At 66.9% G+C, this 18986-nt stretch carries 18 protein-coding genes; 5 read left to right on the top strand and 13 right to left on the bottom strand.

Annotated features, from left to right (window positions below; all coding sequences use genetic code 11):
* Positions 1-57: 57 nt before the first annotated feature.
* Complete coding sequence (locus KTR40_RS01415) at positions 58-1560, bottom strand: amino acid permease (RefSeq protein ID WP_228405055.1); 1503 nt, start codon at positions 1558-1560, stop codon at positions 58-60.
* Between the two features lie 219 nt (positions 1561-1779).
* On the opposite strand from KTR40_RS01415, the gene KTR40_RS01410 reads away from it, so the two are divergent.
* Both KTR40_RS01410 and KTR40_RS01405 read left to right on the top strand, forming a co-directional pair.
* A complete protein-coding gene (locus tag KTR40_RS01410) occupies positions 1780-2445 on the top strand; it encodes a TetR/AcrR family transcriptional regulator (RefSeq protein ID WP_304940890.1) in 666 nt (221 codons plus the stop codon).
* Positions 2446-2514: 69 nt separating this feature from the next.
* Positions 2515-3351, top strand: coding sequence for an alpha/beta fold hydrolase (locus KTR40_RS01405; protein WP_139027499.1), 837 nt, complete (start codon positions 2515-2517; stop codon positions 3349-3351).
* 66 nt (positions 3352-3417) lie between these two features.
* Here the strand turns inward: KTR40_RS01405 and KTR40_RS01400 are convergent, their stop codons facing one another.
* The 5 genes from KTR40_RS01400 to KTR40_RS01380 all read right to left on the bottom strand — a co-directional run bounded on the left by KTR40_RS01400 (position 3418) and on the right by KTR40_RS01380 (position 9617).
* Positions 3418-4893: a DHA2 family efflux MFS transporter permease subunit gene (locus tag KTR40_RS01400; protein WP_228405054.1), complete on the bottom strand. Its 1476-nt coding sequence runs from the start codon at positions 4891-4893 to the stop codon at positions 3418-3420.
* Between the two features lie 137 nt (positions 4894-5030).
* The gene (locus KTR40_RS01395) at positions 5031-5597 is read right to left on the bottom strand and encodes a type 1 glutamine amidotransferase domain-containing protein (protein ID WP_228405053.1); all 567 of its coding nucleotides are present in this window, start codon (positions 5595-5597) and stop codon (positions 5031-5033) included.
* A gap of 135 nt (positions 5598-5732) precedes the next feature.
* Entirely contained in the window at positions 5733-6674 is a 942-nt protein-coding gene (locus KTR40_RS01390; RefSeq protein ID WP_228405052.1) for a sugar ABC transporter permease, read from the bottom strand.
* Complete coding sequence (locus KTR40_RS01385) at positions 6671-8275, bottom strand: ABC transporter permease subunit (protein WP_228405051.1); 1605 nt, start codon at positions 8273-8275, stop codon at positions 6671-6673. The genes KTR40_RS01390 and KTR40_RS01385 overlap by 4 nt, the downstream gene beginning before the upstream one ends.
* A 7-nt stretch (positions 8276-8282) precedes the next feature.
* Entirely contained in the window at positions 8283-9617 is a 1335-nt protein-coding gene (locus tag KTR40_RS01380; RefSeq protein ID WP_228405050.1) for a maltose ABC transporter substrate-binding protein, read from the bottom strand.
* Positions 9618-9834: 217 nt separating this feature from the next.
* Here KTR40_RS01380 and KTR40_RS01375 point away from each other — a divergent pair, with 217 nt between their 5' ends.
* Entirely contained in the window at positions 9835-11550 is a 1716-nt protein-coding gene (locus tag KTR40_RS01375; protein WP_228405049.1) for an alpha-amylase family glycosyl hydrolase, read from the top strand.
* Between the two features lie 23 nt (positions 11551-11573).
* The gene (locus tag KTR40_RS01370; protein ID WP_228405048.1) at positions 11574-12602 is read left to right on the top strand and encodes a LacI family DNA-binding transcriptional regulator; all 1029 of its coding nucleotides are present in this window, start codon (positions 11574-11576) and stop codon (positions 12600-12602) included.
* On the opposite strand, the gene KTR40_RS01365 is transcribed toward KTR40_RS01370, so the two are convergent.
* Positions 12599-13219: a TetR/AcrR family transcriptional regulator gene (locus KTR40_RS01365; RefSeq protein ID WP_228405047.1), complete on the bottom strand. Its 621-nt coding sequence runs from the start codon at positions 13217-13219 to the stop codon at positions 12599-12601. The two genes, KTR40_RS01370 and KTR40_RS01365, sit on opposite strands and share 4 nt — an antisense overlap.
* 126 nt (positions 13220-13345) lie before the next feature.
* Between KTR40_RS01365 and KTR40_RS01360 the strand changes: the two genes are divergently transcribed.
* Positions 13346-13609, top strand: coding sequence for a hypothetical protein (locus tag KTR40_RS01360; RefSeq protein ID WP_139027490.1), 264 nt, complete (start codon positions 13346-13348; stop codon positions 13607-13609).
* Positions 13610-13721: 112 nt separating this feature from the next.
* On the opposite strand, the gene KTR40_RS01355 is transcribed toward KTR40_RS01360, so the two are convergent.
* The 6 genes from KTR40_RS01355 to KTR40_RS01330 all read right to left on the bottom strand — a co-directional run bounded on the left by KTR40_RS01355 (position 13722) and on the right by KTR40_RS01330 (position 18969).
* Positions 13722-14432, bottom strand: a complete 711-nt coding sequence (locus KTR40_RS01355) for a GAF and ANTAR domain-containing protein (RefSeq protein WP_228405046.1) — start codon at positions 14430-14432, stop codon at positions 13722-13724.
* Between the two features lie 9 nt (positions 14433-14441).
* Positions 14442-15173, bottom strand: a complete 732-nt coding sequence (locus KTR40_RS01350; RefSeq protein ID WP_228405045.1) for a GAF and ANTAR domain-containing protein — start codon at positions 15171-15173, stop codon at positions 14442-14444.
* Positions 15170-15442, bottom strand: a complete 273-nt coding sequence (locus KTR40_RS01345; RefSeq protein WP_139027488.1) for a hypothetical protein — start codon at positions 15440-15442, stop codon at positions 15170-15172. Before KTR40_RS01345 ends, KTR40_RS01350 begins: the two co-directional genes overlap by 4 nt.
* Positions 15443-15603: 161 nt before the next feature.
* Positions 15604-16521 carry a pantoate--beta-alanine ligase gene (gene panC / locus KTR40_RS01340; RefSeq protein ID WP_228405044.1) on the bottom strand — a complete coding sequence of 306 codons (918 nt, stop codon included), beginning with the start codon at positions 16519-16521 and terminating at the stop codon, positions 15604-15606.
* A 2-nt stretch (positions 16522-16523) separates the two neighbouring features.
* Positions 16524-17417 (bottom strand): Rossmann-like and DUF2520 domain-containing protein, encoded by an 894-nt coding sequence (locus tag KTR40_RS01335; RefSeq protein WP_228405043.1) that lies wholly within the window; start codon positions 17415-17417, stop codon positions 16524-16526.
* Positions 17410-18969, bottom strand: a complete 1560-nt coding sequence (locus KTR40_RS01330; protein ID WP_370633203.1) for a PH domain-containing protein — start codon at positions 18967-18969, stop codon at positions 17410-17412. Before KTR40_RS01330 ends, KTR40_RS01335 begins: the two co-directional genes overlap by 8 nt.
* Positions 18970-18986: the final 17 nt, after the last annotated feature.

Here is an 18986-nt window from a genome sequence, read left to right as displayed (position 1 = left end):
TGCTGCGCGTGGTTGTTCTGGAAGCTGCTGTTCGGAAGCCCTGTGAAACGCCGGCCGTCAGGCCTTCGAAGCCAGGTTCCGCCGCCGGACCCACATCCCCAGGAGCAGGACCACGGCAACCATCAGCGGCGCCGAGTAGAGGAGGAGTCCGTTTTCGCCGGAGGGGTCGTAGACCTCGGGCCGCGGCCAGGCGAGGTTCACCACCATCAGGGCGCCGTAGAGGACGGCGAGGATATTCACCGGGAGCCCCCAGCGTCCCAGGGAAAACAGTCCCTCCGGCAGCGCCTCCCCCACCCGGTTCCAGTCGCCGCGGAGCCTGTTGAGGAGCTGCGGCACGGTGACCAGGAGGTAGGCGATGTAGACCATGACGATGCAGACGCTGCAGAGGGTGGTGAACAGGGCTGCGTTGCCAACGTTGATGGCAAGGACGCCGACAGCGAGGGCACCGATGGCGATCGACGGCCACATCGGCGTGCCGCGGGTGGGGTGGACCGAGGAGAGCAGGTCCGAGGCGGGCAGCTTGCCGTCGCGGGCCATGGAGAACACCAGCCGTGACCCTGCAGTCTGGATGGCCAGGGTGCAGACGAAGATGGCGATGGCAACATCCACCAGCAGGACCTTGCCCCAGAACGTGCCCAGGACGGCGGTGAGGACATAGGGCAAGCCCTCGGTGGCGAGCCGGCCGTCGTCGAGGCTGGGTGCTGCCATCAGGGCCGTGATGATCATCAGCGCACCGCCGATGCCGGAGATGAGCAGGGCGGAGAGAATGGTGCGCGGGGCTGTCCGGCGCGGATCCTTGGTCTCTTCGGAAAGCTCGCCGGCCGAGTTGAAGCCCACCATGACGTAGGCGGCCATCAGGCCGGAGACCAGGAAGGCCCCCACGGCGCCGAGGTCCGAGCCCTGGAGCACAGTGGTGTCAGCGACAACTTCCGGTCCGCGCTGCGCCGCGCTGATGAGCGCGAGGATGACGGCCACCACGCCGACGATCTCGCAGGTGACGCCCACCGAATTCACATGGGCCATGAGCTTGACGCCGAGCGAGTTGATGATGGTGGTGGCCACCAGGAGCACGGCTCCGAGGATGACGGCGTTGGCCGCGCCGCTGACGGTGTTGAGCGCCGGGTCACCGCCAACCACCTGGAAGCCGTCCCAGAGCTGGGGCAGCACCACCTGCAGGGCGATCGCTGCAGCTGCGGCGGTCACCACCTGGGCGATGGCCATGAACCAGCCTGCGAACCAGCCCACGCCCTCTCCCCCGACCCGCCGGGCCCACTGGTACACGGCGCCGGACAGCGGGTAGCGGGCGGCGAGTTCCGCGAAGTTCAGGGCAACGAGGAGCTGGCCCACCAGCACCACCGGCCAGGTCCAGAAGAAGGCCGGGCCCGCGAAGGAGTAGCCGAAAGCGAACAGCTGGAAGATGGTGGTGAGAATGGAGACGAAGGAAAAGCCGGCGGCAAAGGAGGCGTAACGGCCGAGTTTCCGGTGGAGCGTGGGTTCGTAGCCAAGGGACGTCAGATCCGCGTCGTCCGCGTGGACGGCGGGAGCAATGGTTGAGGTCATCGGATTCTCCAGGGGCTGGAATGGCGGAGGGCCGCCGGTACTGCAGCACTCGGCCGAAAGCTGCGGAATACCGGTCACTTGATAGTTTTCCAGCGCCATGTCCCCGGCTAGTTTCGCCTCTGTAAAAGGCGCATAGACATCTTGTTTCCGCCGTATTTCCGGCTCCTCACCCCGGACCCGGGCGCGATGGCTTCCCGGTCCTGGTGCAAGAATGATGCCGTGACTTCAGCCGGACCGGGACGCCCCCGCAGCCAACAGCCCTCCAGGCCGGGGGCGACTGCCCGGGACGAGATCCTGGACGCGGCGGCCGAGCTTTTCACGACGCACGGCTTCGCCAACACCTCCACCCGGTCTATAGCCGACGCCGTGGGGATCAGGCAGTCCTCGCTGTACCACCACTTCAAAACCAAGGACGACATCCTCGAGGACCTGCTCGAGGGCACCGTTCTGGGCGGGCTCGTGTTTGCCCGCGCGGTAGCCGCCCTGCCCGGCGGTGAGGGGACTCCTGGAAGCCGGCTTCACGCCGTCGCGCTTTATGACGGCACGCAACTCTGCAGCTCCCGCTGGAACCTTGGAATCCTGTACCACCTGCCCGAGGCCCGCGGCGGCCGCTTCGCCCGGTTCCTGGCGGAGCGGCAGGAACTGCGCAGCCTGTACGGGGACCTGGGCGGCGCCCTCTCCGCCGCGGGTCCTGCCGCTACGGGGAACCCGGGGGACCTTGCGTTCCGCCTCGTCGAATCCCTGGTCAATTTGCGGGCGGACGGCATGGCAACACCGGAGTCACCGCTCCAGGCGGCCGACGCCGGGCTCATCCTGTGCGGGCTTGGCACTGAACTGCCCGCCATCCGGGAACAGAGCACGGCGCTCATCGCACGCCTGGGGTGACGGCCAGCGGCGGGCCGGGCGGCTGCGGCGTAGTGTCCTGCGGCGGGGTTGCTCAGCTAGGCTCGGAACATGACGCGTGAGAACATCAGGACCCCCGACGGCGGCACGCTGGAGCTCTTCTCCACGGGCTCGGAGCTCGCTTCCGCCGGTTCGGGCGTTGTTATTGTCCCGCCCTCCATGGTGACCGCCGCGGACTACACCAAGTTTGCGCAGAAGCTCAGTGCGGCGCTGGGCCGTCCGGTACACACGTTCAACCGCCGCGGCCGCGGTTCATCCTCACCCCAGCCCGAGGACTACACCCTTGATGTGGACATCCGCGACCTGGACACGGTCATGAAACACACCTCGAGCACGGACGTGTTCGGCCACAGCTTCGGCGGGGCGGTTGCCCTGCACGCGGCGCGGACCCTGCCGGTGGAACGCCTCGCGGTATACGACCCCGCAGTCTCCGTGAACCACAGCGTGAAGGCGGACTGGATTGCCGAGTACGAGCACGCGGCTACAGCCGGCGACGATGACCGCGCCCTCGCCGTCCTGCAGCGCGGGCTTGAAGCCGGGGGCTCCTTTTCGTCCCGTATGCCGCTGTCCATGCTGACGCTCGCCAACAAACTGACCGCGGGAACCTCAGAGGGCAAGCAGCAGCGCGAAATGATGCGGACCGGCGTCCGCGAAATCAAGGCCATCATCGCCGCGGACATGCCGGCCGAGCCGTTCCTGGAACTGCCGCTGGAGACGCTGATTGTGGTGGGCGAAAAGAGCCCGGCGTACTTCGGGGTGGCCTGCGGCCAGATCCACGACGTCCTTTCAGGCTCCAGCTACACCATCCTCCCGGGCTATGGGCACGACGGCGTCATCAAGGCCCCGGACCGGCTCATCAAGGAGCTCGCGGACTTCTTCGCCGGCTGACCCAAGTAAGTAGCGCCAAGTGTCGTTTTGGGCAGTCAAAACGACACTTGGCGCTACCTAGTTGGGCTAGTGGGCGGCGTGACCCGGCCCGGCACCTTCGGTCTTGCGCATCATCGCGGAAAGTACGACGGCGGCGAAGGCTATGACGGTTGCCGTCAGGAACGCCGCGCTCATCCCCGCCACGAGGCCGGACGCTGCCGACACCACCGCGAAGATGGACACCAGCAAGGCTGTGCCCGCGGCTCCGGCGACCTGCTGGGTGGTGCTCATGATCGCGGACCCGTGCGAGTAAAGGTGCGGGGGCAGCGGGTTCAGGCCAGTGGTGAACGCCGGCGTGAACAGCAGTGCCAGGCCGAAACTCAGCCCCACATGGAGGGTGACGATCCACGCCACGGACGTGCCGGCGTCGAGCATTGAAAACTGCCACAAGGCCAGGACCATCAGAACCGAACCGGTGACGGTGAGCGGCAGCGGGCCCACCTTGTCGAACAGGCGGCCGATGACAGGGCCGAGCAGGCCCATCGCGAGGCCGCCGGGCAGCAGCGCGAGCCCGGTTTCGAGGGAGCCGAGGCCGCGGATTTCCTGCAGGTAGAGCGGCAGCAGGATCACGCCGCCGAACAATGCCATCATGGCCACCACCATCAGCAGGACCGAGACGGTGAACATGCGGAAGTTGAACGCGCGCAGGTCCAGCAGCGGCGCTTCGGCCTTCTGCAGCCGCAGCTGGCGGAGGACAAAGACGGCAAGGCTGGCCACGCCGATCACCAGTGCCGCGATGGCACCCGCGCCCGGACCGGCCTGGCCGCCGTGCCCGCCGCCGATCTGGCTGAGCCCGTAGACCAGGCCGCCGAAGGCCGGAACGGTGAGGAGGACGGACAGGAAGTCGAGCTTGGTCTTCTCCGTCTCCCCCACGTTGGTCAGGTACTTGGCGCCGATGGCCAGTGCAGCCAACGCCACAGGCAGGACGAACACAAACATGAAGCGCCAGGTGAAGTGTTCAAGGATCAGCCCGGAAACCGTGGGACCCATGGCCGGAGCCACCGAAATGGCGATGCTGACGTTACCCATCACGGCCCCGCGCTTGGCGAGCGGAACCAGGGTGAGGATGGTGGTCATCAGCAGCGGCAGCATAATGGCCGTGCCGCCGGCCTGGACGATGCGCGCCAGCAGCAGGACCTCAAACCCGGGGGCTGCAGCCGCGAGCCCGGTGCCGCCGGCAAAGAGCCCCATGGCCAGCATGAAGACGGCGCGCGTGGAGAGGCTCTGCAGGATGAATCCCGTGGTGGGGATGACAACGGCCATGGTGAGCATAAAGCCGGTGGAGAGCCACTGGACGGTGGGCGCATCCACCCGGAGGTCCACCATGAGCCGCTGCAGGGCCACGTTCATGATGGTCTCATTGAGGATCACCACGAAGGTGGCCACCAGCAGCGTGCTGATGATGGTCACCGATTCACGGGACATCTTCTCCTGCGCGGCGGGCTTGGTTCCTTCGGTTTGGACGGATTGCCCGTTGGCGTTTGGAGAGACTTCGGTAGACATGGGTGTTCCCTCAGGGAGTGTATGGATGATGCGCGAACATGGCCGCTGCAGATGCCAACACTCTACCGGGTGGAGTAATTCCTCCGCGCCGGAACTTTTTCCAAAGCCTGAGGGAACAGCCGGGGTTTGTTTTGGAGCTAGGCGGTCTGGCCGGCGTGCTGGCCTTCCGCGATTTCCTCCACCAACTTGGCGTTGAAGGCGGGGAGATCGTCCGGCGTGCGGCTGGTCACCAGGCCCTGGTCCACCACCACTTCCTCGTCGGTCCAGTTGGCGCCTGCGTTCTTCAGGTCCGTCTGGAGCGTGTGGTACGAGGTGACGTTCCGTCCGCGCAGGACGCCGGCTTCAATGAGGAGCCACGGGCCGTGGCAGATGGAGGCCACCGGCTTGTGCTGCTCAAAGAAGCTGCGGGTGAAGCTTTGGGCGTCCTTGTCCACGCGGAGGTGGTCGGCGTTCACGACGCCGCCGGGAAGCACCAGGGCGTCGAAGTCCCCGGCATTGGCCTCGGCAACGGTGAGGTCGACGTCGAACGTGTCGCCCTTCTCCGTGCCCTTGAAACCCTGCAGCTTGCCGCTCTTCGGCGCCACCAGCGTGGGCTGGCCGCCGGCGTCCTTCACTGCCTGCCACGGGCTGGTGAGTTCAACCTGCTCGACGCCGTCCGTCAGCAGGAAGGCGACCTTCTTGCCTGCGATGCTCTGCTCTGCCATTGTTCCTCCTCGGCTGGGGCGGGCCCGGCGCCTTGTGGGCACCGGACCGCGCACCGGAAGTTATTGCCTGACAGTTTCCAGCCTAGGAACACCGAAAGTGATAAGCAAGCTGAGCATTTCCGTGCAGCCGTGCGTTCACTTCACGGAGCCTGCCGTCAGTCCGCCAACAATGAACTTCTGCAGGTAGAGGAACAGGATGAGCACCGGCAGCGCAATCATCACGGACCCGGCGGCGAAGACGCCCAGGTTGTTGCTTCGGTCCCCGGCAATGATGCCGAACATTCCCACGGCAAGGGTCTTGACGCCGTTGTCCGTCAGGAAGATGCTCGCCAGGATGTATTCGCCGATCACGGAGACAAAGACCAGCAGTCCCGTCACGGCCAGTACCGGACGGATCAGGGGCAGGATCACGCTGGTGAAGGTGCGGAAGTGCCCCGCACCGTCGATCCTGGCGGCCTCATCGAGCTCATGTGGAATGGAGTCGAAGAAGCCCTTGATCAGCCACACCTGGCCAAGCGCCCCGCCCATCAGCACCAGCCCGTAGCCGGCGAGCGTGTTCAGGCCGATGGCCGGCACAACCTTTCCGAAGTTGGCGATCATCAGGAACAACGCCACGATGGCAAGGAACTGCGGGAACATCTGGACCAGGAGCAGCGCCAGCAGGCCGCCGCGCCGTCCATAGAAGCGGAAGCGGGAGAAGGCGTAGGCAGCGAGGGTGCTCAGCAGCACCTGCGCGACGGACACCACCGTGCACAGGACCAGGGTGTTGAGGTACCAGGTTCCGAACGGCCCCTTGGAACCTCCCAGGAGGGTTTCGAAGTTCACCAGGCTGAAGGTGCTGGGGATGATCTCGGTGGTGGCCACGCTTCCCAAGGGGTTGAACGCCGCCGAGATGATGTACAGCACGGGGAACCCGGCGAAGGCGACGCCGGCCAGCCCTGCCACGTGGCGCCAGCCCACTTCCCGCCACCAGCGCCTGCCGCGGGGCATCTCGAGCCCGTCCTTCCGGACGCGCATCGCCGCCCGGCGGGCCGGTGCCGGGGTCTCTGCCGGTGCATCAGTGAGCAGGTTTGTCATCGGACATCCTCCAGGGCTTTGGTGTAGCGGAACTGGATGCCTGCAAGCACCGCGGTGACGATGAACAGGACAACGGAGATGGCCGAGGCAAAGCCGAATTCGGCACCGGCACCGCCGAACGCGATGCGGTAGGCGCCGCTGATCAGGATGTCAGTGGCTCCGATCTGGCCGCCGCTGGCCGGGAAGGGGCCGCCGCCGGTGACCAGCTGGATCACGTTGAAGTTGTTGAAGTTGAAGGCGAAGGAGGACACCAGCAGCGGCGCCACGGCAACCAGCAGCAGCGGGAACTGGACCCTGGTGAAGGTTGTCCAGGAGCTGGCGCCGTCGATCTTCGCGGCCTCGGCAATGTCCTGCGGAAGCGCCTGCAGGGCTCCGGTGGCGATCAGGAACATATATGGGAAGCCCACCCAAAGATTGGTCAGCAGGACGGCCACCTTGGCCAGGACGGGGTCCCCCAGCCAGTCGATCTTCGCCCCGCCCAGCATGGAGTTGATGAGGCCGAAGTCCTTGTTGTAGAAGGACTGCCACACGATGAACGAAATGAACACCGGGATGGCATACGGGATGATGATCACGGCCCGGTAGAGCTTGAGTCCGCGGACGCGGGGGTCGTTGAGGGCGGCGGCCAGGAGGAGTCCGACGACGAACGTGGTCCCCACCGAGCCCACCGCGAAGACCAGCGTCCACACGAAGGAGCCGAGCAGGGCATCACGCACCTGCGGGTCCGTAAACAGCCGCTCGTAGTTGGCGAAACCGACGTTCCGCTCCCAGCTCTGGTCGAAGCCTTTGGACCCGTTGGCGTCGGCAAAGTATTCACGGTCGCCGAACTCCTGGACGGTGAAGACCTTTCCGGTGACCGAATCGGTGATGCTGTCCGTTCCGGCGTCGTATTTCAGTGTCTGCACGCCTTCAAAGGCGCGGTTGATGCCCTGTGCCCGGATGGCTCCCTTGTCCGTGGGAACGGTCAGGCCGCTGATCCTGGCACCGGCGGCGTTGACTTCCTTGCCGGTGAGGATCTGGTATCCCTCAGCGCCGCGGACGTAGCCGTTTGCTACCGTCACATCGCTGCCGGCCAGCGGCCGGAGTCCCTTTTCATCGCCGGCGAAGACGTCGTTTGACGGTGTTTCGACGAGGAAGAACGTGAAGGGACCGTCAGTGATGGAGCCTTTTGTGCCCACGGTGAGGTTGTATGTCCGGGATTCGGGCAGCTGCGTGACCGAGTTGCGGACGATGGTGGAAATGGCGTCTTCCTTGGAGCCCCGGGTTCCGTCTCCTGAGTTGGTGAAGGAGAGCTGGATGGTGGACAGGATGGGAAGCAGGACGAAGACGGTCAGCAGCAGGGTGCCGGGAACCAGGTACTTCAGGGGAACCATGCGCTTGGTGGAGTAGACGGCCAGCAGCCCGGCCGCGCCGGCCCAGAGGCCGATCAGCATGCCCCACTCGCCTCCGGCGAGGAGCAGCGGCGTGAGCGAGACGGCGGCGCCGAGCACGGCGCCCAGCCCGAGGATCTTGGCCAGCAGGGCGGGGACCGACGCGGTGGAGCCCAGCGACAGACCGGGCCCCACCGCCTGCCCCGAAGGTTTCTTGAATCGGGTGGTCATCGGGATGTTATTTCAGCGCACCGGCGATGGTCTGGCCGGCCTGCGTCATGGTGGCCGCGGGGTCGGCACCGCCGGCGATGGCGGCTTCGGCCTGGCCCAGCGGGGCCCAGACGGCGGCCATCTGCGGCAGGGACGGCATGGGGATTCCTGCAGCCGCGGCGTCGGCAGCGATCTTGGTTTCCGGGCTGGTCTGCGCTACTTCGTCCACCAGGGAAGCGATGGCCGGCGGGATGCGCACTGCCTCGTACAGCGCGCGCTGCGTTTCCTTCTGCGAAGCTGCTGTCTGGACGAAGGTTTCCGCGAAGGACTTGTTCTTGCCCTTGGAGGCGACGTAGAACGACTGCACGCCGGTGAACGGCTGGGCGGGCTTCATGCCGGCGAAGCCGGGAACGGGGCTCAGGCCGAAGTCAATGCCGGCCTTCTTGACGTCGCCCAGCGCCCACGGTCCATTGACCATGAAGGCGGTCTTGCCCTGGTTGAACAGGGCAATGGCGTTGTCCGCGCTGACAGAGGTGCTGAGGACCTTGGAGCCCTTGTCGCCCAGCTCCGAGATCTTCCGGGCAGCGGCAATGGAACCTTCCTTGCCAACGCCGAGGTCGGCGGTGTCGAAGCTGCCGTCCGCCTTCTTGCCGAACAGGTATCCGCCGGCGGAGGAGTACAGCGGCTGCATGAAGTAGGCGTCGCCCTTTGCCCCGACCTGGAGGTTCAGTGCGCGCTCTGCCTTCCCGGCGGCAACGGCGGCGTCACCCGCAGCGAGGAGCTCCTCAAAGGAGGCCGGGGCGTCGGGGGCAAGGGCCTTGTTGCGGATAAGGACCAGCGATTCCACTGAGGCGGGCATGCCGTAGGTCTGGCCGTTGTAGGTGACGGCGTCGGTGGCGACCGGGAGGAAGGCGGCCTTCTGCTCGGCCGTGATCTGGACGGGGTCGATGGCACCGTTCTGGACCAGGTTGCCGATCCAGTCGTGGGCGCCCATAACGATGTCCGGGCCGTTGCCGGAAGCGTTGGCCGTCACGAAGTTGGTCTGCAGTTCGGTGGCGACGGTCTGTACCTCCACCGTGATGCCGTTCTCTTCGCCGAACTTGTCCGCGATGGGCTGCAGCGCCTGGACCACCGGGCCGTTGGCCCAGATGACGAGGTCCGCATCGCCCCGGACGGGAGAACCAGTCGCGGGGGCTTCGCCGGTGGCGGCCGCTGCACTTTCGGATGCTGCGCCTGAGGCATTTCCCGACGGCGCTTGGCCGCCGGCGCAGCCTGCCGCGAGGAGCATCACGGAGACGGCTGCCGCCGTCGTAAGGGAAAGCCGCGCCTTGCGGGCCAAGGGCGTGATGAGAGTTGTGCGCACCAGTGCGCCTCCTTCATGAATTGGGCAAAATGCCCGGTGTGGAAACCGCGGCCAGGGGATGGGGGCGGTGATATGCCGATCCGGGCGCGGTGAGACAAGTCACAACTGTAAGCGATTCCAAACGTTCCGTCTACACGCAGTTGAAAGTTGCTCATCCCTTGCAGTTACTGGATGGAAGCTGTTCCAATTTCAGGACGATGCGGGCTACGATATGCCAATGACGAACACACTTTCCCCTGCAGAGCCCGACGTTTCCGCCGCCCGCCTGGTGCCGGTCCACCCGGCGGACGAAGGCTCGGAGTGGTGGCGGTCTTCGGTGATCTACCAGATCTACCCGCGCTCGTTCCGGGACCTTAACGGCGACGGCGAAGGCGACCTTCCCGGCATCACGGCGGAGCTCCATGAACTGGCCGCCCTCGACGTCGACGCCGTCTGGCTGTCCCCGTTCTACGTCTCGCCGCAACGGGACGGCGGCTACGACGTTGCCGACTACTGCGACGTCGATCCCGTGTTCGGCACCCTCAGCGACTTTGACGCCCTGGTTGCCCGGGCGGATTCCCTGGGCATCCGGGTCATCATCGACCTCGTGCCGAACCACTGCTCCTCGGACCACGCCCTGTTCCAGGCAGCACTCCAGGCGGGACCCGGGAGCCCCGAACGGGACATGTTCGTTTTCCGCGACGGCCGCGGGGATGCCGGTGAACTGCCGCCGAACAACTGGCAGTCGCACTTCGGCGGCCCGGCGTGGACGCGCATTACGGAACCTTCGGGCGAACCCGGCCAGTGGTACGTGCATCTCTTCGACTCCTCCCAGCCTGACTTCAACTGGGACAACCCGGCCGTGCATGCTGAGTTTGAGCGGATCCTGCGGTTCTGGCTCAGCCGCGGCGTGGCCGGCTTCCGGGTGGACGTGGCCCACGCCCTGGTCAAGGCGGACGGCCTGCCTGACTGGCACGGACGGCCCGACGGCGTCAGCACCGATGAGTTCCCGGGCCACCTCGCGCCCATGTTCGGCCAGCCGGAGATCCATGACATCTACCGCGAGTGGCGCAGGGTCCTGGCAGAGTTCGACGGCGACCGCATCCTCTGTGCCGAAGCAAGCATCGATCCCCTCTCCCGCCTGACCAACTGGGTCCTGCCGGACCAAATGCACCAGGCCTTCAACTTCGCCTACCTCGGGACGCCCTGGGATCCGGCCAAGCTGCGGGCAGTCATTGAGAGTTCACTCCGGATGTTCGATTCCGTGGGCGCGCCCACCACCTGGGTGCTTTCAAACCACGACGTCGTCCGGCACGCCACGCGCTTCGGCATCATCGAGCCTGCGGCCCGTCCCGGTGACGGCCTGGGCGCGGAAGACGTCCAGCCGGACGCTGAGCTTGGCCTGCGGCGTGCGCTTGCGGCATCGATGCTGATGCTCGCGCTGCCCGGCGGCGTCTACCTGTACCAGGGTGAGGAACTGGGCCTGCCGGACCACACCACCATGGACCACACCTTCCGCCAGGACCCGTCCTTCCGGCGGACGGCGGGAGAACGCATTGGCCGCGACGGCTGCCGGGTGCCCCTGCCATGGGAGGCGGCCGCGCCGGCTTTCGGTTTCAACGGCACCGGGGAGTCCTGGCTGCCGCAGCCCGAAAGCTGGGCGGCATTGTCCCGGGATGTCCAGCGGCAGGACGAATCCTCCGCCCTGTCCCTGTACACCCGCGCATTGGGGCTTCGCCGTGCCCTGAAGCTCGGTGCCGGTTCCCTGGCATGGCTTGACGGTTTCACCTCGCCCGACTGCGTCACGTTTGTCAACAACGGGGTCCTGGTGATGATGAACATGGGCGCGGAACCGGTGGATCTGCCCCGCTTGGAGATCCTCCTTAGCACGGACGGCGACGCTGCCGACCAGCGTAAGCTGGGTCCGGCGCAGTGCATCTGGCTGCGAATGTAATCAAGGGGAACAGCAGAGGGCCAGTGGCAGGAATCAGGGACGTAGCGCGGCTGGCGGGGGTTTCACAGGCGACGGCGTCGCGTGCCTTGAGCGGCAAGGGCAGTGTTTCCACCAAGGCACGGGAAGCTGTGACCGCCGCAGCCAGTGAGCTTGGCTTCGTGATGTCCTACCACGCCTCAAGCTTGGCGAGCGGGCGCAGCCACAACATCGGAGTGGTCCTGCCCTTCGTCAACAGGTGGTATTTCGCCACGCTGCTGGAAGGCGCCAATTCCGCCCTGATGGACGCCGGCTACGATCTCACCCTCTACGACTTCCAGGGCGACCGCTACCGGGAGTCGGTGCTGGGGGATTTCCTCTTGCGCAAGCGGCTCGACGGCGTCCTGGCGGTCTCGCTGCAGCTCAACGCCCACGAGACTGAACAAATCCTCGCCGCCGGAATCCCGGTGGTGGGCGTCGGCGGCCCGCTTCCGGAAATTCCCACCCTCCGGATCGACGACGTGGAGGTGGGCCGCCAGGCAACAAACCACCTGATCGGCCTCGGCCACACACGTGTGGCGCACGTCGGCGGCGAGCATGAGTACGGGCGGAACTTCGAGATCTCCAGCGGACGGCGAGCCGGCTACGAGGAAGCCATGGCCTCGGCCGGCCTGCCACTTCGCGAGGCGTGGTCCCTGATCTCCGACTACTCTGCGAATGACGCCTACAAGGCGACAAAGCACCTGCTGGCGGACGCCGCCGAACGGCCTACCGCAATCTTCTGCGCCTCCGACGAAATGGCCTTCGGCGCAATGCTGGCGGCCCGCGACCTGGGGTTGCGGATCCCTGACGAGCTGTCCGTCGTTGGCGTTGACGGCCACGAGATGGGCGAAATCCTGGGACTCACTACCATCGACCAGTTCCCGCGTGACCAGGGAATGCGGGCGGTGGAGCGGCTGTTGGCGCTGGTGCAGGATGACGCGGAGGTTGCCGGGCCGGCCGATGAGCTGATGAAGACCCGGCTGGTGGTGCGGTCCAGCACTTCCGCTCCCCGCACGCCGGAGCGCGGCCGCTAGCCGCGGTGGTGCTCGATCAGCCAGCCGGCCATTTGCTGCGCGCGTTTGGCGGCCTGCATGTCCCCTTCGGTGGCCGAGATGATCGAACCCTTCATCAGGATGTGCCAGGACCGGGCGAACTCCTCCGGCCGCTGCAGCCCGGCTTCCTCCGCCAAGGCCTGCACGTGCCCGCGGATCTTGGCCAGGTAGTCGATGCTTGCCTGGCCCAGCGGATGAGCAGGGCCCATCTCGAGCAGGACGTTGATAAAGGAGCAGGCTTCAAAGTCTTCCCGCAGGAACCAGTCGCCAAAGACGTCGAAGATGGCCAGCAGCTGATCGGCAGGCGTGCTTCCCCGCCGCCGGGCCTCCGAGACGATGGCATCCACGGTCCATTGCCTGTCCCGCCGTTCCAGGAAGGCCAGCACCAAGGAGTCCTTGGAGGGGAACTGCCGGTAGAAGGTCGCCTTGGCTACCCCGGACCGTTCAATCAGCTCATTGACGCCGACATCCCTGACACCCCGCCGGGAGAAGAGCTCGTAGGCCACCGCCATGATCCGGTCCACGGAATTGGCATGGCCGCCCGTCGCCACCACCGGTGCCGGCACGGGGGACGGAGGGACCTTCGCCTCTGGATTCATGAGGCTTCAAGTCTACTGCCGGAGGGGCAGACAGACCGGTCTTTCCCGCTGTAATGTTTTTCCTACGTGCTTTTGACGCCGCGGAGGCCCCCACCGGCCCCTTCGGGTTGGTGCAAGGAGGCCCCTATGTCAGCAGAGCAGATGTTCCAAAGTGTGCCCTCGGACCCGGATCCCTGGATGGCCAGTGATACGCCGGCCGAGATCCGGCAGTTTGCCATCGAGTCGCTCCGATGGCAGGCCCAGGAAATAATCGACGAGGTGCTCTGCAGCAAGGCACCCGGCGAAGAACTGGCCCGGGCCCGGCTCCGCCGCTGCGTCGCACGGCATCCGGGCGAGCCGGAGCAGGCGTTGCTGGAGCAGCTGATGTACCGCGGGCACCTGCCCCTCTGACTGTTGCCGCTCCTGATTGCCGGTGGCCGCCGGGCGTGACCCGGGCAATGTGCGCCGCATTGGAAACCAGCCGCGGAGAAACCAGCCCCGTTCCGCGGACCAGGACGCCCGGCTAAAGCGTGAGGCTCCTGTCCACAATCCTTCCGGCGGTCTCATGGAGGGCTTCGTTGTGTGCACGGGCGTGCTTGCGGAGCAGCCTGAAGGCACCTTCCATGTCCACCCCGGATGTGTGCGCGATGACCCCTTTGGCCTGCTCAATCAGGACACGGCTGTTCAGCGCCCGTTGCAGCTGTTCGTTGACCACGGCCGCTTCCCTGATGGCGCGCTCCTGCAAGAGGCTGATGGTGGCCACGTCCGCCAGCGCCTGCCCAATGGCGGCGTCCTCAGGGCTCAGTGAGCCGGGAGCGGAGCGGAAGAGGCCCATGGCGCCGATGGTCCGGCCATGGAGACGCATGGGGACCGCGTGCACGGAGTGGAAGCCTTGGGACAGTGCCGCGGCCTTGAAAGCCGGCCACCGGTCAAGGACCCGAATATCGTCCGCAGTCACAGCCTTGCCGGCTGCGAAGGATTCGACGCACGGCCCTTCCCCTGCCCGCAGCTGGAGGACTTCCACCAGCCGGCTTTCCTCGCTGGTTGAGGCCAGGACCTGGAGTTCCCCGCTGGGATCGGCCAGGACAAGTCCCGCGGCGGCGATGTCGAGGAGCCCCACGGCTTCTTCAACCAGGGTGTGGAGCAGGTCAAGGACGTCATAGTCCGCCACCAGTGTGTCCGTGAGTTTCACGAACGCCCCACTGACGCGCTCAGCGCGGGTAGTCGCCTCCATGGCGATATTTTACTGCAGCGGCCAGCCAAGGGGGCCGCCGTTGTGGGCAGCTTTCAGGCTCAGCCGGCCTTCGAGGACTGCGTCGGCAGTCTCGCGCAGCGTGAGCTCATGGGCAAAAGCGTGCGCACGCAGCAACAGCAATGAATCCGCGGCGGTGGCGCCGGACTGGGCGAGGACCATGCCCGTTGCCTGGTGGATCTCACGCCGCGACATGAGCGCGGGCTCCAGGGCAGGATCGGTGTCCGGCGAACTGATTGTCAGGATTTTTCGCAGGAGGTACCACATGGTCTGGCCGGCGAGCATGGCCGCTGTCGCCTGGTGGGACCGGCTCAGCGTACCCGGCAGTGAATGGTACAGCTCCACCACGCCCAAGTCCGCGGCACCAAGGGTCAGTGGAAAGACAAACAGCGCTGCAGCGTCCGTGCCGGCCATCGCTTTATGGAACATGGGCCAGTCCGGATGGGCCACACCCTGTGCATCGGGAACCAGCACCGGCAACCGGGTACGGACGGCGCGCCACCGGGGTCCCTCGCCCAGGCTGAACTGCAGTTCATCCAGCCGGGCAGCCAGCGCGTCACTGGCAGAAACCAGGGTTTCAGCCGTCGCACCGCCGAAAAGGGAAACTGCGGCGCCGGTAACCGGCAATTTCTCCAGGTACGGACCACAAAGGTCCTCTTCATCCGCGGCCACGCCGGGCACGTCATCCATGGTGAGCCCGCTGTCCCTGATTTTTTCCGTCACAGCCCGGGGCAGCCATTTCCGTCGTTGGCGTTCACACGCCGTGAAGTCTCCAACAGATGGGCAAGGAGGGCCCGCTCAGGACGGCCCGGATGGGATGCCATGCATTGGCGCAGCCGCAGCTGGACCTCCGCCAGCCCAGGCGAACGGTCCTCGAGGATGGAGAAGATGATTTCCAGCGCCTGCGCAGCGATGGGATCGGTGTCAGGTGCCGCGCCATACGCGGCAGGATCCACAAGCCCGTGGATGGGGGTGTATAGATTTTTGCCCACGTTATTTCTTGATCCTCCTGGATCGCCGTAATGGGACGATGCCAGGGGTCTGGGGCAACAATTCGAGCATAGCCGATCAGCTGCCGGCCCAACAGGTGTCCCTGCCCCCTATCGGCGGCAGGGGGTACCTGACCCCGGCAGGGCGGGGCCCCGGGTCCAGATCAGGAAGACAGCGGCGCGTTGTCGATCAGCCGGACCGGGCCCACCTTGGCCGCAATGAGCGCCAGGGCTTCGCCCCGGAACGGCGTCTCCCGGCAGTTTTCGGCCAGGGGTTCCAGGGTGCCTGGATCCACCACGTCGAAGTAGTCCAAAGCCACCAGCGGCTGGGACTCCACCATCGCCTGCGCGGACTCCAGGTCAAGGGGCTGCCGGGCCTGCGCCCGTTGCTCCAGGAGGCGAAGGGCCCTGGAAAGCACAAGCGCCGCCGCTCGTTCTTCGTCGGAGAGGAAGCGGTTGCGGCTGGACAGCGCCAGCCCGTCAGCGGCGCGTACGGTGGGCACCCCCACGATGTCCACCGGGAAGTCCAGGTCAGCCACCATGCGCCGGACCAGCGCCAACTGTTGGGCATCCTTCTGGCCGAAGTACGCCCTGTAGGCGGGCAGGGCGGCACCCGTTGCCCCGCCGGCCGGCAGTCCTGCCGCGGGCATCCCGTAGTGGAGCAGCTTGGCCACCACGGTGAGGGCGCCGTCGAAATGCCCGGGCCGGGATGTGCCCTCCCACTTTTCCCCGAGCCGGCCGGAGGTGATGCGCACCAGCGGTTCGCCGCCGGGGTAGACCTCGTCCACCGACGGCGCAAAGACCAGGTCCACGCCTTCAGCCTCCAGCAGCGCCAGGTCCGCGTCCAGGGTGCGGGGGTAGCGGTCCAGGTCCACTGCGTCGCCGAACTGCAGCGGGTTGACGAAGATTGTTGCCACCACCACGTCATTCTGTTCGACGGCGGTACGCGCCAGGGCGGCATGGCCCTCATGCAGCGCACCCATCGTGGGCACCAGGCCCTGCGAGGTTCCCTGTTTGGAGCCAAGGAGCCGGGCTCCCTCAGCGTGCAGGGCGGCCACCGTGGTGACGAGTTTGATGGGCATCTTCAGTCCTCCTTCGGTTCGAGGGCCTGGCGCAGCCCCTCCAGCTGGCCGGCCTTCAGCAGCCCGCGCCCTTCGGCGCGCAGCGCCGTGGCGCGCGCCATCGCAAGGTAGGCCGCGAGCACATCGCCGTGACCGCCGCCGTCGAACTCCCGCAACGCCGCCGCGTGGGCGGCAACCGTTCCCACGTCGCCGCGGGCTACCGGCCCGGTCAGGGCGGATTCGCCCGAAGCCAGCGCGTTCTCCAGGGTTGCCCGCAGCAGCGGACCCAACATGCGTTCGGGCAGCTCCACTCCCACGTCCCGCAGCAGCTCCGATGCCTGCGCCACGAGGGTCACCAGGTGGTTGGAACCGTGCGCCAGGGCTGCGTGGTAGAGCGTCCGGTCCGCCTCGGCGATGGCCACCGGTTCCGCGCCCATCTCCACCACCAGGGCCTGGGCGATGGGGAGCATGGCGGCATCCGCTGTCACACCGAACGTGCAGTCCAGCAGCCGGGTCAGGTCCAGGCTCATCCCCGTGAACGTCATGGCGGGATGCAGGGCCAGCGGGACGGCACCGGCAGCGCGCACCGGATGCAGGACACCCACTCCAAACCGGCCGGAGGTGTGGGCAACCAGCTGGCCCGGCTGCCAGGCGCCGAGCTTGGCGAGGCCCTCCACCAAACCCGGCAGGGCGTCGTCCGGTACGGCGAGCAGGACGAGCTCCGCACGCTCCACGATCTCCTGGACCTCCAGGACGGGCACGCCGGGAAGCAGCGTCCCGGCCCGCTCACGGCTCGCCTCGGAAACGGCCGAGACCCCGACGACGGCATGTTCGGCAGCGCGCAGGGCCGCACCGAGCACCGCCCCCACTTTGCCCGCGCCAATGATTCCGACGCCGAGGCGTCCGGGCTTAGGCATGCTGCCCGCCTTCCTGTTGTTGGGGCTTCAGGGTTTCGGCAGGCTCCCCCGCCCGCGTTGTATCAACCACCGGGGCATCCGGGGCTACCTGCCGAAGCCACTGCTCCGTAGTCTGCCGCTTCCGGGCCAGCCGGGCGCGTGCGGACTGTTCATCGAACAGTGCCAGCGCCTGGGCCGTACCGGCCTGCGTGAGCCGGGGCGCAACGGGCCCGGGCGTGGTGTGCAGCACCAGGTCTGCCACACCGAAGCGGCGCGCCAGCGGGCCCTGGTGCAGGGCCATGGACTGGGTGCGCTGGTGCGGAACCACCACGAGCTGGCGCCACCAGCGGCCGGACCGGAGAAGCAGGGCGGTGTCCGTGGCCGTGAACCCGTTCCGCCGCCAGCCCAGCGGGGCAAGCCAGCGTGCGGTGCGCGGAGTGGTGACGAAACCGCCGTCGGAATCCAGCCCGGTGAGCCCCGCCCCGAAGACGGCGGCGGGCTGCGCTGTACCGGGGTCCGGCAGCACCAGCGCCAGCATGGCCAGCACGTCTTCGAGCCTGCCCACGGGCAGCAGCGTGGTCCGGGCCGAGCCCTCGCCGGCGTTCTCCACAATCCCGTAACCCGCCACGTTGACCTGCATCCGGTACCAGCCCAGCGGCCGCCACAACGGCGGCTGGGTGACTTTCAAAGCCTGGATACGCCCCGGCGGCAACGTCTGCGCCTGGGTGTCCAGCAGGCCGTAGCGCAGGCGGATGCCGTCCGGGGAGATCGCGGCGCTGAAGTTGTAGCCCTTGTTGAACAGTCCCCAGTAGCTCGCGGCGAGGCCCACGGCGGCCGGAATCAGGTAAAAAATGAACCCCTGGTGTTCGGTGATGGCTGAGAGCACCACGGACACAATGCCGCCCAGCACCACGAAGAAGCTCTGCTCGCTGAGCAGCAGGGAACCGACAAGGCGCGACGGCGGCACCGAAAGTACCGGATATTCCGGCGCCTCGGGCGCGGGTTCGCCCGGGCGGTCCGGGCCTGTGGTGACACCGGCGGCCCGGGCGAGGATGGTGGCACGGAGCTGCCGGGCGTCGTCGACCTTCAGGTAGGCGAGCCGCACGGCTGACTCCCCGGCGTCCGCCACCTCGAACTTGAGTTCCGCCAGGCCGAAGATCCTGGCCAGCAGCGGCTGCACGATGTCGATGGCCTGCACCCGGTCCAGCCGCGCCTGGCGCTGCTGCCGGAACAGGAACCCGGTATTCACCCTTACGTAGCCGCCGGACACCTGGTACTTGGTGAAGTACCAGGTCAGGATGAACCCCAGCACCGACGCCAGCAGCACGGCTCCGCCGCCCACCAGCAGAAAAGGGGCACGGCCGGCCAGGTCCCCGTCAAGAAGGGGCCGGCCCTGCAGCGCGCGTTCAAAGACGTCGCGGCCGAAGAAGAAGCCGATGGCGGCCAGGGCAACCCAGCCGCGGACAAAAGGGGACGCCGGGTGCACGCGCAGCCATTCGCCGTCGGGCGCGGTGCGTGGCAGCTGGCCGGGGGCACCGGTGCCCGGCAGCGGTTCAGGCGCGCCGGTGCCCAGCGCAGCGGCCGGGGCAC

This window comes from Pseudarthrobacter sp. L1SW (assembly GCF_020809045.1).
Lineage (GTDB): Bacteria > Actinomycetota > Actinomycetes > Actinomycetales > Micrococcaceae > Arthrobacter.
This window is presented reverse-complemented; position numbering and strand designations above follow the sequence as displayed.